This is a genomic window from Streptomyces spinosisporus, assembly GCF_022698145.1.
Taxonomy (GTDB): Bacteria; Actinomycetota; Actinomycetes; order Streptomycetales; family Streptomycetaceae; genus Streptomyces; species Streptomyces spinosisporus.
In genome coordinates this window covers 351,335-364,075 of record NZ_JALDAX010000003.1, presented here as the reverse complement: position 1 = coordinate 364,075, position 12,741 = coordinate 351,335, and the positions used below count along the sequence as shown (strand labels likewise).

Here is a 12,741-nt window from a genome sequence, read left to right as displayed (position 1 = left end):
GCGCGGTCGGTGGGGCGTGCGGCCGGCCGTCGCGATGTCTCACTGTGTCATCACCTTGAACCTATGATGACACAGTGAGACATGACCGGGATGACTGAGCGGGACGGAGCCCGTGCTGACTGAGCGGAACAGGGCCCGTGCTCAGGAGTCGAGGGCCTGCGTCAGTTCGGCGACGACGGCATCGAAACGTTCCGAGTACGCGGCCCCTTCGGGGTCGTCGAGCCAGCGATCGAAGGCCGCGTTGAAGGCGATCACGCCGACCTCGGCGAGTACGCCCGCCAGGGGTGCAGGGGCCCCGCGGCCGCGCAGGGCCTCAGCGAGCGAGCCGGCGACCAGCGCCGCCTTGGTGCGCTCGCGCTCCTGGAGCTCGGGGCTGGTGCGAATCACCTGGCGCCGCAGTTCGGCCGTCGGTACGAACTGGACCAGTTGATCGCCCACGGTACGCAGCGCGACCACTGCGGCATCCCACGGGCCGAGGCTCTCGTCGGCCTCGACCGCCGCCGCGCCCACGGCGGCGGCAAGCTGCTCCATGCCGGCGAAGAACGCGTCGCGCTTGTCGGTGAAGTAGCGGGAGTAGGTGCGCCTGGTGAGCCCCGCCCGCTCGGTGATGTCGGTGACCGTCACGTTCTCGTAGCCGCGCTCGGCGGACAACTCGATCGCGGCGTCTCTCAGCCGTTCCTTGGCCTGAGGCATCCAGCGGGGCATGCCGTCACATTAGCCGTCCTGGGCTCACGCAGGCGCAGGCAGAGTGTCGAGGACGGACTCCACCCGGCGTGCCAGGTCCAGGAGTTCCCTGTCGTGGCCGTAAGCGGCGTCGATCTCCAGGCCGATGGGCAGGCCGTGGCCGCTCAGGCCGATGGGGAGGCTGATGCCGGGCAGGCCCGCTCCGCTGGTGGGGACGGTGTTCTTCGCGAGGAACAGGTCGTTGACCTCTTCGCCCGCGACCGTGAACTTCGACCGGTGCTCGATCGGCGGCGCGGGGCAGGGCGTCGTCGAGAAGAGCAGCGCGTCGAACCCGCTCGTGAAGACCTTGCCGAACCGGCGCTGGAGTTCGGGGCGTTCGACGGCCAGGGTCGCCTCGTAGGCCTCCTGCGGGAGATGGCCCTGCCCGCTCGGCAGGACGAGATGGCTCCACACCTCTTTGAGCTCGGGCTTGAGCTCGCTGTAGATGTCGTCGAAGGACACGGGGAAGTTGTTCTGCCGGAGGAATTCCGTCACGGATTCCCTCGTCTCGCGGAAGAAGAGGTTCCATGTCAACCGGTCCGCGAGCGCCGAGAAGTCCTCACCGAGGTCGATCTCGACGACCTCGGCACCGGCGTCCCGCAGCCGCAGGAGCGCGTTCTCGAACTGCGCCTCGGTCTCCGGGTCGATCAACTCCATGTACTGGCGGGGAGCGACAGCGAACCGCGTGCCCCGCAGATCGGAGCGGTCGGAACGGGCGGAACGGGTCGCGGACACCCCGGCCGTGACGACCTGGTCGATCAGCGCACAGTCCTCGACGCTGCGTGCCAGGACACCTGTCGTGTCGAGCGTGTGCGAGATCGGCGCGACCCCGCCCCGCGGCCACCGTCCCGTGGTCGGCTTGAAGCCCACCACCCCGCACAGGGATGCGGGAACCCGGATGGAGCCGACCGTGTCGCCGCCCAGTGCGGCAGGCACGAGGCGGGCCGCGACCGACGCCCCGGAGCCGCTCGAAGAGCCTCCCGGCACATGATCGTGGCCGTAGGGATTCCTCACCTGCCCGTAGCGGCTGTTGTGCCCTGTCAGCCCGAACGACATCTCTACGAGATTGACCTTGCCGAGGATGATGCCGCCGGCGTCCTTGATCGAGCCGACCGCGTCGGCGTCCTCGTCCGGGGTGAAGTCGGCCAGGGTCCCGACTCCGAGCGTGGTGCGCAGACCACGGGTCGCGTAGCTGTCCTTCACCCCGATCGGCACACCGAGCAAAGGAGCGCCGGCACCCGCCGCGCGCGCCTTGTCCGCATCCCTGGCCGCGTCCAGTACGGCTGATTCGTCGATCGTGATGAACGCATTGAGCTCCGAATTCTCCCGCGCGCGCCGCAGAAGCGCGGCCGCGTACGACTCGGATGTGATGTCGCCGTCACGGATCGCGGCGGCCGCTGCGGCCACACCGAGTTCGGCGAGTTCGTTGTCCTGCATGATGACCTCTTTTGAATCAGTGCGAGTCAGTAGGAGCCCAGGGCGGGCGGCACAGGAACCTCCAGGACCCGCAGGAGGTCGACGACCTTGCGGTCCAGTTCCCGCCCGACGGCAGCGATGTCCTCGTTGCCGAAGCCGGCGAACCGGGTGCTGGGCTGGTCGATGGAGAAGCGCGTGACGCCGTGCGCGTCCTGGTGGATCGTCGTGCGCAGCGGGGCGTAGAGCATCACCGCCGGGTCGTGCCGGTACATGCGCTCGGCGATGGTGTGGTTGCCCATCAGGTAGGTGGCACAGGACCCCGGATTGCCCGCGAGCCGCATGGTCTCGCCCACATCCGTGCTCCAGAACCGCATGAACCCGTGCGGTGCGTTGTCCGCGGCGGCGGCGAGTACGGCGTCCCAGCTCGCCCGCTCCGCGCGGAGCCGCCCCAGCCGGTCGAGATCGAGTCCGGGCACCGCGGCCTCGTACCGGGCCCTGAAGTCCTCGTAGGAGGTTCCGGTGTCGATCGACCACCGGACGACCTCGTGGGGAACTGCGACGAAGTTCTGGACGGACATGACGGACATGCCTGATCACCCTTTCCGGTAAGTAAAGCGATCGCTGTACTTTGCTGAACGTAGCACCACCCCGGGAGCAAAGTAAAGCGATCGGTATACTTGCGGCATGGCGACGACTGAGACGACGGCCGGGACACCCCGACGAGGCGGGCGCGGGGCGCGGGAGCGCATCCTGCGGGCCGCGGTCGAGCTGTTCGCGCGTGACGGCATCCACGTCACCGGTATCGCGAAGCTGACCGACACGGCGCAGGTGTCGACCCGCACCTTCTACCAGCACTTCCCGAGCAAGGAAGCCCTGGTCAGCGCCTATCTGCAGCGGGTCGAGTCGGACCCGGAGGGTCCCGTGCACGGCGAGAGCGTCCTGGAGCGCAGCGATCTCGGTGCGCGCGAGCGTCTGCTGGCGCTGTTCGCCGACTCCGCGCCGACGCAGGTCGTGCGCGGCTGCCCCCTGCACAACGCCGCCGTCGAAGCGGCCGGGACGATGCCCGAAGCGACGGCACTGGTCGAGCGCCACAAGAAGGAGCTCACCGAGCGCCTGATCAAGACCGCCGCCGAGGCGGGCGCGCGCGAGCCCGAGACGCTCGGACGGCGGCTCGCCGTGCTGTTCGAGGGGGCCAACGCCCTGTCCACCTCGCTCAACAGCGCGCTTCCGTACCAGGACGCCCGGGGCCTGGCCGCGATGCTCATCGACCAGGCGACGGGCGCCAGTTGAGGGCGTCCGGCCCACACACCCGGCCAAGAAGCGCCGTCGCCTGCGGGCGACCTGATCAGGAACGCCCTAGTCCTCCGGCGGAAACACCGCCTCCCCGCTGTCCAGCAGGGTGATCTCGATCGCCTCCACCGGGCAGTTCTCCGCCGCGTCGAGGATGCGTTCGTTGGCGTCGCTCTCCGGGTCCACGGGATGGGACTGCATGGCGGAGTCGAGGCGGAAGGCGCCCTGGGCGCGGTTGACGCACTGGGCCGAGCCGATGCAGACGGAGCGGTCGACCTCGATGTGCCAGCGGTCGCCCGCCCTGACGCTCGAATGCGCTCGCGCGGGAGGTACCCCCATCGCTCACGCCTCCCAGCCGGCCGGCAGATGGATCATCTTGTACTCCAGGTACTCGCCGTACCCCTCGGGCCCGAACTCCCGCCCCAGCCCTGAGTTCTTGTAGCCGCCGAAGGGGCCGAGCATGTCCAGGCTGAAGGTGTTGACCGAGTAGGTGCCGGTACGGACCCGGCGGGCGACGTCGATGCCGTGCTCGACGTCCGCGGTCCACACGCTTCCGCTGAGCCCGTAGTCCGAGTCGTTCGCGATCTTCACGGCGTCGGACTCGTCGCCGTAGGGAAGCAGACAGATCACCGGCCCGAAGATCTCCTCGCGGGCGATCCGCATCGAGTTGTCGACGTCGCCGAAGAGGGTCGGCTCGACGTACCAGCCGCGGTCCAGGCCCGGTGGACGGCCGCCGCCGGTGAGGATCTTGGCGCCCTCCTCCTGGCCGATGCGGATGTAGTCGAGGTTGCGCTGCTGCTGGCGGCGGGCGACCAGCGGGCCGACCTGCGTTGCCGCGTCGAGCGGGTCCCCGACCACGAGCGCGCCGGCCGCGGCGGCGAAGGCCTCGGCGAACTCGTCGTAGCGCGAGCGCGGCAGCAGGATGCGGGTCTGGGCCACGCACGCCTGGCCGTTGTTCATCCAGGCGGCCGGGACGACACCCGCGACGGTGGACTCGACGTCGGCGTCCGGCAGCACGACCGCCGCCGACTTGCCGCCCAACTCCAGTGTCACGCGCGTGAGATGGCGTGAGGCGACCTCCATGACGCGCTTGCCCGCGGCCACCGATCCGGTGAAGGAGACCTTGTCGACGCCCGGGTGCCCGACCAGGTACTCACTGACCTCGCGGTCGGCCGGCAGGATCGACAGTACGCCTTCCGGCAGTCCGGCCTCGCGGGTGATGTCGGCCAGGATGTACGCGTCCAGCGGCGACTCCGGCGACGGTTTGAGGATCACCGAGCAGCCGGTGAGCAGCGCGGGCGCGAGCTTGGCGGCGGCGACGAACTGCGGGACGTTCCAGGGCACCACGGCCGCCACGACCCCGACCGGCTCCCGGCGCACCATGATCTTCCCGAGCGCGCCGTCGCGGGTCTCCTCGTAGGTGAAGCCGCGGGCGACCGTGATCGCCGCGTCCCACACCATCATCGCGCCGAGGGCCTGCGCCAGGACGCTCCAGGAGTACGGCGACCCGTTCTCGGAGGAGATCGTCCGGGCGATCTCCTCGTGCCGTACGGCGATCGCGTCCTTGATCCGGGTGACGACCTCGATCCGCTCGTCGAGCGACATCCGCGCCCAGGGCCCGTCGTCGAAGGCCCGGCGGGCGGTCTCGACGGCCCGGTCGACGTCGGCCTTCGAGGCGTGCGGCACCCGCCCGAAGACCTCCTCGGTGTGCGGCGAGATCACCTCGATGACGTCTGTGCCGAGGGGATCGGTCAACTCCCCGCCGATGAACAGCTGTCCGTGTTCCACGAGTTCGGTCATGACCGACTGCCTCCCCGGCGAGCTGGCTCTGACGGTTCATCAGATACGGGAACTGATACCAGTTCCACCCGGAGGAGTCCACAGGACCGCCATGGGTGACTTGGGCTCCCATTGGAACTGGTTCTAGTTATAGTGACGGCAAGGCGGCGGACAGGGGAACCCATGGCACAGGTCACCGACCACGGCGGCGGCGTACGGTCCGTCCGGGTCCCCATCCCGGACAACCCGCTCGGGCACACCCTCGTGTACGTCGTCGACACCGACCGCGGACCGGTCCTGATCGACACCGGGTGGGACGACCCCGGCTCCTGGTCCGTGCTCGCGGAGGGCCTGGCCGCCTGCGGCACGAGCGTCGCCGAGATCCACGGCGTGGTGATCACCCATCACCACCCCGACCACCACGGCCTGTCCGGCAGGGTGCGCGAGGCGTCCGGCGCCTGGATCGCCATGCACGCCGCGGACACGGCGATCGTCCGCCGCACCCGCGACACCCGACCCGGCCGCTGGTACGCGTACATGACCGCCAAGCTCACCGCCGCCGGCGCCCCCGAGGAGCACATCGCCCCGCTGCGCACCCCCCGCCCGCGCACCGGCCTGCCCGGCCTCTCCCCCGCCCTGCCCGACCGCGAGATCGTCCCCGGCGAGCTCCTCGACCTCCCGGGCCGCCGCCTGCGGGCGATCTGGACCCCGGGCCACACACCGGGCCACGTCTGCCTGCACCTGGAGGAGCAGCACCCGGGCCGACTCACGGGCAACGGCCGCCTGTTCTCCGGCGACCATCTGCTGCCCGAGATCACCCCGCACATCGGCCTGTACGAGGACCCCGACGACGCGACGGTCACCGACCCCCTCGGCGACTACCTCGACTCCCTCGAACGCGTCGGCCGCCTCGCCCCCGCCGAGGTGCTCCCCGCCCACCAGTACGTCTTCCCCGACGCGGCAGCCCGCGTACGGGAGTTGCTCGCCCACCACGAGTCCCGGCTCACCGATCTGCGCGCCCTCCTGATCGAGCCCCTCACCCCGTGGCAACTCGCCGAACGCATGGAGTGGAACCGCCCCTGGGCCCAAATCCCCTACGCCTCAAGGAACATCGCGGTCTCGGAGGCGGAGGCACATCTGCGGCGTCTGGTGAAGCTGGGGCGGGCGGAGGCGGTGGCGGGCAGCGATCCGGTGACGTACGTGGCCGTTTAATACACCTCCATGGAGAACCTCCTCGCCGAGCGCGCCTGTGAACGTCTGATCCTCGACTTCGTGCACCGCCTCGATCTGGGTGAACCGGCTTCCGTGGCCGAGCTGTTCACCGAGGACGGAGTCTGGGAGTGGCCTGCTCCGGGGGACGGACGGCGGTCCGAGGGGCGTGCGGCGCTGCGCGCGTACTTCGGCGCCCGCCCGGCGGACAAGCTCTCGCGCCGGGTGATGTCCAACATCCGAGTCACGGTGACGTCAGAGGACACCGCCGAGGCCACCTCGTACTTCACGACGTACCGCATCGAAGGCTGGTCGGGCGACATGGTGCCGGCCGCTCCGCCCGTCCAGGTCGGCCACTACGAGGACACCTTCCGCCGCGTCGACGGACAGTGGCTGCTCGCCTCCCGCACCCTGCGATTGCCCTTCAGCGGCCCCACCCCGCGCCAGGGCCGCGGCGCCCACGAAGCCGTCCGCACCGACCGCGCCCCCTTCATCCCCTTCCCCGACGGCACCGAGCCGCCGCTCTCCCAGGGCGTGCGCACGGGCCCCCAACTCTTCACCTCCGGGCAGGGCCCCCTGGACCCCGTGACCGGTGACATGCCGGCCGACTTCGCCGCGCAGGCGCTGCGGGTTCTCACCAACGTCGAGGCCGTCGTGGCGGCCGCGGGCGGCGACCGGCACTCCGTCGTCCGCTGCACCTGCTACCTGGCCGACCGCGCCCACTTCGCCGACTTCAACCGCGTCTACCGCGACTTCTTCGCCGACTGCTCCCCACTGCCGGCCCGCACGACGGTGGTGGTGCGGCCGGTGCGCGAAGGGGTGCTGGTGGAGGTGGACGCGGTGGCCGTGCTGGGGTGAGTACGGCCGCCCGCCGTGGATCAGCGTCCGTACGACCTGACCAACTCCTCCGCCTGACCGAGGAGTTCGACCTCCTCGGCGCTCATCATCACATCGGCCGCGCGTCGCCGCAGGGCCTCCGTCAGGCCGTCCTCGGTGAGGTGGGAGGGATCGGTCAGCAGTACGTCGAGCAGTTCGTGGGCGGGTCCCGCGATCGGCGCGTCGCCGACGGCGACCTGGGCCAGGATGACGGCGGACATGCCCCAGTCCAGCGCGGGGTCGCCCTCCTCGGTGTTGCTCCAGTCGATCACGCGCGGCCCGTCGGGCGTCAGCATCACGTTCTCCGGGTGGAGGTCCAGGTGCAGGATGCGGTGACCGGCCGAGGCCGAGCGGCGGCCGGGAATGGCGTGCAACTGCCGCAGCAGCCCGGCGAGCAACTCCCCGCCCTCGGCCGCGTCGATCAGCCCGGCGCCGTACGCCTCCACCATCGTCGGCCCGGCCAGCCGCTCCATCACGAGCTCCGTCCGCGTCGAATCGGCGAGCCGCACCCGCGGCACGGGATAGCCGTGCGCCCGCACATGCTCCATCACGGCCCCCTCGGCGACCGCGTCCCCCCACCCCGCACGGTTACGCCGCACCACCCACGCGCCGTCGATCTCGTACACGTCGTTGACCCGCCCCGAACCGAGCAGTCTCCGCGCATTCGCCATGGGCCGAAACTACCCAGTCAGACCTCGCCCGTCAGCGCGTGGTCGAGCCCTTCGTCGTACGACATCGCCGCGCCCTCCTCGTACGCCTGCTCGTAGGCCTCGTCGCCGAGGCGGGCGCGCAGGGTGCGTTCGCGGGTGCGGCGGGCGTCGAGCTGCTGGGGCGAATCCATCTGGGCGCGTCCGAGGAGATCCCAGATGCGCTGGCTGACGCCCTGGACGCGGGCGGCGAACCGGCCGTCGCCGCCGGTCGCCTCGGCTTCGGCCAGGATGTCGAGCGTGAAGGCGAGGCCGAGCGTGTTGTGCAGCGACCGGTGTCCGGCCAGCGCCTCGCGGCAGTTGCGGCGCGCCGCCTCGGTGTCGCCCCGGGCGACGTCCAGCTGGGCGAGGATCGCGTCGACGAAGGCCCTCGCCCAGCGTTCACCGCACTGCACACTGCTCGCCCTCATCACCCGGGCCGCCTCACGCGCCTTCTCGTGGTCACCGCGGTACAGATGGCTGTACACCACGGCCAGGTCGCTCATCACGAGCGCGGCTCCCCGCCAGTCCATCCCGATGAGCGGCGGCGGGTCGCAGGCCAGCACCTCGACCGCCTCGGTCAGCCGGCCGACGAGGGCCAGATAGCCGCCGGTGACATAGGCGGCGGCCCGGATCATGGCGGGATCGCCGAGTTCGCGCGCGACGTCGGTGCACTGCTCGCCCCAGGCCCGCACCATGGCGAGGTCGCCCTGGTTCATCGCGACGGCCCCGCGCGACCACACGGCGAGCAGGAGATCCGGCCCCGGCTCGTGCTCCTCGGCCAGCACCCGGTCCAGACGGATCTGGGCATCCCGCGGCATCCCGCAGTGGCGCCACAGGAAGCCGACGCTCCCGGCCATCTCCAGCGCGAGGCGGCTGTCCGGCTCGGCCAGCGCGCAGTCCATCGCGGCCCGCAGATTGGCGTGTTCGGCGACGACGCGGTCGCACCAGGCCACCTGTCTGCTCGTGTTCCAGTCGGAGCACGCCTCCCGGGCGAACCGGCGGTAGTGGTCGCGGTGGCGCAGTCGTACGGCCTCCTCCTCGCCCAGCTCGCGCAGCCAGTCGGCGCCGTACTCGCGGATGGTGTCCAGGAGCCGGAAGCGGTCCGGGTCCACGGGGTCGCGCAGCACGACCGACTGCTGCACCAACCGCAGCAGCAGGTCCCTGACCTCGTCGGCGTCCAGGGGCCCGCCCGCGCACACCCAGGTGGCGGCGCCCGTGGTGAACGTACCGGCGAAGACCGACAGCCGGGCCCACAACAGCCGTTCCAGCGGCGCGCACAACTCATGGCTCCAGCCGATGGTGGTGCGCAGGGTCCAGTGGCGCGGCGGTCCCTCGCCGGTGCGTTCCTCCGTCGCGAGGAGGTCGAAGCGGGAGCGCAGGCGGTCGGTGAGGAGTGCGTGGAGCTCGGCCAGGCCGCGGGTGGCCAGCCGGGCGGCGGCGAGTTCGAGGGCCAGCGGGATGCCGTCGAGGACCCGGCAGATGTCGCCCACCTGGCGGCGGGTTCGTTCGTCGAGGACGAAGCCGGAGTCCGCGCGGGTGGCACGCTGCGCGAACAGGGTCTCGGAGTCGGCCGGTCGGCGGCTGTCGGGGGCGCCGACGGGCAGCGGTTCGACTTCGAGGACCTGTTCCCCCGGCAACCCGAGGCGTTCCCGGCTGGTGGCGAGGATCCGCACTCCCGGCGCGGTGACCAGCAGGTCGGCGACGAGGGCCGCGCACTCCGGCAGCAGATGCTCGCAGGAGTCGAGCACCAGCAGCAGCTGTTTGTCCTGCGCCCATGAGCACAGGGCGTCCGTCACCGAGCCGGTCGACCGGTCGGCGAGCCGCAGCGCCTCCATCACGGCGAGGGGCACCTGGTCCCGGGCACGGAGCGCGGACAGTTCCACCAGCCAGACGCCGTCGGCGTAGGTCCTCGACGCCCGCCCGGCCGCCCGCAGCGCGAGCCGCGTCTTGCCGACCCCGCCGACACCGAGGAGGGTCAACAGCCGACCGCGGTCCCCGCCCGGACCCAACTCGTCGTCCACCGGACCCAACTCGTCGTCCAGGTGGGCGAGTTCCTTCAGCCTGCCGACGAAGACACGGGAGTCGGCGGGCAGGTTCCCGGGTCTGTGCACGTCGTTGTGCACTTCGCTGTGCACGTCCTTGTGCACATCGTCGTTCCAAGACACGCGCACCAGTGTCGTCGGTTCGCACGCACGCCCACGCCGGATGGTCATGCGCGACAGAAGATCACCGGAATTGGGCAGTTCGCGGCACATTCCGACGAGTTGCGCTCAACTGCATGCCGGGGCGCGACGGAGGAGGGATATTCGGACCTGTCACGGGAACAGCAGAGAGGGCGGCAAGGGCAACGCAATGAAGGCCGTGCACACACTGGTGATCGCGCTGTTCCTGATCGGACCGCTTCTTCTCTGCGCGTGGCTCCGCGTCAGACGCACCCTGCTCGCCCTCCGGACGGAACTCGCCCACGCGCACGAGGCGGTGCGCAGCACCCGGCAGCTGATCCTGCGCCCCCTCTCCCGCGACCTGGCCGGAACGCATGTGTGCACCCGCTACCACTGCGCCGGCTCCGAGTCGGACATCGGCGGCGATCTGTACGACGCCGCGGTGACGCCGTTCGGCCTCAGGATCGTGGTCGGAGACGTCCGCGGCCACGGCCTCGAGGCGGTGCGGCCGGCCACGGCGGCCATCGCCGCCTTCCGCGAACTGGCCTACACCGCACCCGATCTGCCCACCCTGGTCGGCCACGTCGACAAGCGGCTCGCCCCGGAGCTCGGCGCCGAGGACTTCGTCACCGCCGTGTTCGCCGAGTTCGCGCCCGGCGAGGTCCGCCTGGTCAACTGCGGTCACCCGCCCCCGCTGCGCGCCGGTCAGCGCGTCGAACTGCTCGAACCCGGCGCACCGGCCACGCCGTTGGGGCTGCACCCCGATCCACGCCAGTACCGCTTCCGGCTCCAGCCCGGCGACCGCCTGCTCCTGTACACCGACGGCCTCACCGACGCCCGCTCGGCCGACGGCACGCCCTTCCCGCTCGTGGCCGAGGCCACGCAGGCCCTGCGCGAGCCGCTGCCCGACGACGCCCTCGCCTCCCTCTACGACCGGGTCGTCGCCCACGCCGGTGCCCGCCGCGCGGACGACCTGGCGCTGGTCCTGTGCCAGCCGGCCGAGGTGCCGGCCCGGATCATGACGCAGGACGTCCGGCCGGCCTGAGACCCCGCACCGTCCCCGCTCTGTCCACAGGCGGCTCTCGGCCCATTCCTACGGCCCGGTACAGTGGCCAGGTCGTCATCACACCCGTACGGGGGGAAGCCGGTGCAATTCCGGCGCTGACCCGCAACCGTGACACCGCCCAAGGGCGGCCAGCCGGACTGCTCCGTACGGTCGTGACCGGCTCACGTGTGTCGGCAACCGGCCGGCGCACGGCACCGTCGAGGCATACGGAGCCGAGCCGCCCGGGGTGTCCCGTGCTGCCCGCTCCCGCAGGGAGAGGCACCCGCCGATCATGAACGTCGTACGCCGCAGCGCCGCGGCCCTGGCAGCCGCCGCCGTGATCGGCGCGGCCGCACCCGCTGTCGCCGCGTCCCCCTCGCCGTCCCCGTCGGCCCTGCCCGACGGCCTGTACGGCACCACGGACCCGAAGTACGACGGCGTCTGGCGCCAGTCGCTGGCCCTGCTCGCCCAGCACGAGACGGGCGTGCAGCCCGCGGCGAAGGCTGTCGACTGGCTGGCGGGGCAGCAGTGCGCGAACGGCTCGTTCGCGCCGTTCCGCGCCGACACCGGCCAGGCCTGCGACACCAAGACCATGGTCGACACCAACAGCACGGCCGCCGCCGTCCAGTCCCTCGCCGCGCTCGGCGGCCACGACACCACCACCGGCAAGGCGGTCACCTGGCTGAAGTCCGTGCAGAACAAGGACGGCGGCTGGGGCTACACGCCGGGCGGACCGAGCGACGCGAACTCGACGTCCGTCGTCATCGGCGCGCTCGCGGCCGTCGGCGAGAAGCCCGCGCAGGCCACCAAGGACGGCAAGTCCCCCTACGACGCCCTGCTCAAGCTCGCCCTCCCCTGCACGGCGGGCGGCAAGGATGCCGGCGCCTTCGCCTTCCAGCCGGACAAGAAGGGCAAGCTCGCCGCCAACGCGGACGCGACCGCGGCGGCCGTGGTGGGCGCTCTCGGCAAGGGCCTGACCGGGGCGGCCACGAAGCCGACCGGCACCGACCCGACGTGCAAGGGCTCCCCCGACGCCGAGCAGGCTGCGGACAACGGCGCCGCCTACCTCACCACCGCCCTCGCCAAGACCAAGCACCTGACCTCGGCCATGCCCGGCGCCAAGCCCCAGCCCGACTACGGCAACACGGCCGACGCGGTCCTCGCCCTCGCGACCGCCGGTCAGGGCGACAAGGCGGCCGGCGCCCTGGGCTGGCTACAGGCCAACTCCGGGCCGTGGGCCAAGGCGAGCGGACCGGCCGCGTACGCCGAACTGATCCTCGCCGCCAAGGCCGCCGGCGCCGATGTGCACGACTTCGGCGGCCAGGACCTGGTCGAGCAGCTCAACGCGACCGGCCCGAAGCCCGCGTCCGTCTCCGCTTCCACGGCGCCCGCCGACTCGACGAAGGCCGGCAAGGAAGGCAAGGAGGACAAGGAGGACTCAGCCAAGAAGGACGACAGCTCACCCTTCGGCGTCTGGTGGATCGTCGGCGTGTGCCTGGTCGCCGGTATCGGCGTCGGCTTCCTGCTCAGCGTCCGCAACAAGAGGTGACAG

The 12,741-nt window shown here is 71.4% G+C and carries 12 protein-coding genes, 1 pseudogene and 1 riboswitch; of the genes and pseudogenes, 6 read left to right on the top strand and 7 right to left on the bottom strand.

Annotated elements, in window-relative coordinates; genetic code table 11:
• Positions 1-141: 141 nt before the first annotated feature.
• Genes MQN93_RS09865 through MQN93_RS09855 form a run of 3 tightly spaced genes read right to left on the bottom strand, consistent with a single transcriptional unit; the run spans position 142 to position 2,726 of the window.
• Positions 142-705, bottom strand: coding sequence for a TetR/AcrR family transcriptional regulator (locus MQN93_RS09865; protein WP_242709150.1), 564 nt, complete (start codon positions 703-705; stop codon positions 142-144).
• 24 nt (positions 706-729) lie between these two features.
• Complete coding sequence (locus MQN93_RS09860; protein WP_242709149.1) at positions 730-2,160, bottom strand: amidase family protein; 1,431 nt, start codon at positions 2,158-2,160, stop codon at positions 730-732.
• A gap of 26 nt (positions 2,161-2,186) precedes the next feature.
• Positions 2,187-2,726, bottom strand: coding sequence for a DUF302 domain-containing protein (locus MQN93_RS09855; RefSeq protein ID WP_242709148.1), 540 nt, complete (start codon positions 2,724-2,726; stop codon positions 2,187-2,189).
• 97 nt (positions 2,727-2,823) lie between these two features.
• Here MQN93_RS09855 and MQN93_RS09850 point away from each other — a divergent pair, with 97 nt between their 5' ends.
• The gene (locus MQN93_RS09850) at positions 2,824-3,429 is read left to right on the top strand and encodes a TetR/AcrR family transcriptional regulator (protein ID WP_242709147.1); all 606 of its coding nucleotides are present in this window, start codon (positions 2,824-2,826) and stop codon (positions 3,427-3,429) included.
• 66 nt (positions 3,430-3,495) lie between these two features.
• Here MQN93_RS09850 and MQN93_RS09845 read toward each other — a convergent pair whose 3' ends face one another.
• Together MQN93_RS09845 and MQN93_RS09840 are read right to left on the bottom strand one after the other, a co-directional pair.
• Positions 3,496-3,768, bottom strand: a complete 273-nt coding sequence (locus tag MQN93_RS09845; protein ID WP_242709146.1) for a ferredoxin — start codon at positions 3,766-3,768, stop codon at positions 3,496-3,498.
• 3 nt (positions 3,769-3,771) lie between these two features.
• Complete coding sequence (locus MQN93_RS09840; protein WP_016435555.1) at positions 3,772-5,229, bottom strand: aldehyde dehydrogenase; 1,458 nt, start codon at positions 5,227-5,229, stop codon at positions 3,772-3,774.
• 162 nt (positions 5,230-5,391) lie between these two features.
• Between MQN93_RS09840 and MQN93_RS09835 the strand changes: the two genes are divergently transcribed.
• The 3 genes and pseudogenes from MQN93_RS09835 to MQN93_RS09825 all read left to right on the top strand — a co-directional run bounded on the left by MQN93_RS09835 (position 5,392) and on the right by MQN93_RS09825 (position 7,275).
• Positions 5,392-6,420 carry a Strvi_7410 family MBL fold metallo-hydrolase gene (locus MQN93_RS09835; RefSeq protein ID WP_242709145.1) on the top strand — a complete coding sequence of 343 codons (1,029 nt, stop codon included), beginning with the start codon at positions 5,392-5,394 and terminating at the stop codon, positions 6,418-6,420.
• Positions 6,421-6,429: 9 nt separating this feature from the next.
• Positions 6,430-6,867, top strand: a pseudogene (locus tag MQN93_RS09830) (nuclear transport factor 2 family protein); the annotation flags it as partial.
• Positions 6,868-6,909: 42 nt separating this feature from the next.
• The gene (locus tag MQN93_RS09825) at positions 6,910-7,275 is read left to right on the top strand and encodes a RidA family protein (RefSeq protein ID WP_372504333.1); all 366 of its coding nucleotides are present in this window, start codon (positions 6,910-6,912) and stop codon (positions 7,273-7,275) included.
• Positions 7,276-7,295: 20 nt separating this feature from the next.
• On the opposite strand, the gene MQN93_RS09820 is transcribed toward MQN93_RS09825, so the two are convergent.
• Complete coding sequence (locus MQN93_RS09820; RefSeq protein WP_242709144.1) at positions 7,296-7,964, bottom strand: phosphotransferase; 669 nt, start codon at positions 7,962-7,964, stop codon at positions 7,296-7,298.
• A gap of 17 nt (positions 7,965-7,981) precedes the next feature.
• Positions 7,982-10,147 (bottom strand): ATP-binding protein, encoded by a 2,166-nt coding sequence (locus tag MQN93_RS09815; RefSeq protein WP_242709143.1) that lies wholly within the window; start codon positions 10,145-10,147, stop codon positions 7,982-7,984.
• A gap of 196 nt (positions 10,148-10,343) precedes the next feature.
• Between MQN93_RS09815 and MQN93_RS09810 the strand changes: the two genes are divergently transcribed.
• Both MQN93_RS09810 and MQN93_RS09805 read left to right on the top strand, forming a co-directional pair.
• Positions 10,344-11,189, top strand: a complete 846-nt coding sequence (locus MQN93_RS09810; protein WP_242709142.1) for a PP2C family protein-serine/threonine phosphatase — start codon at positions 10,344-10,346, stop codon at positions 11,187-11,189.
• Positions 11,190-11,241: 52 nt separating this feature from the next.
• A riboswitch (cobalamin riboswitch) is annotated at positions 11,242-11,361 on the top strand.
• A gap of 120 nt (positions 11,362-11,481) precedes the next feature.
• Entirely contained in the window at positions 11,482-12,738 is a 1,257-nt protein-coding gene (locus MQN93_RS09805) for an SCO2321 family membrane protein (RefSeq protein ID WP_242709141.1), read from the top strand.
• Positions 12,739-12,741: the final 3 nt, after the last annotated feature.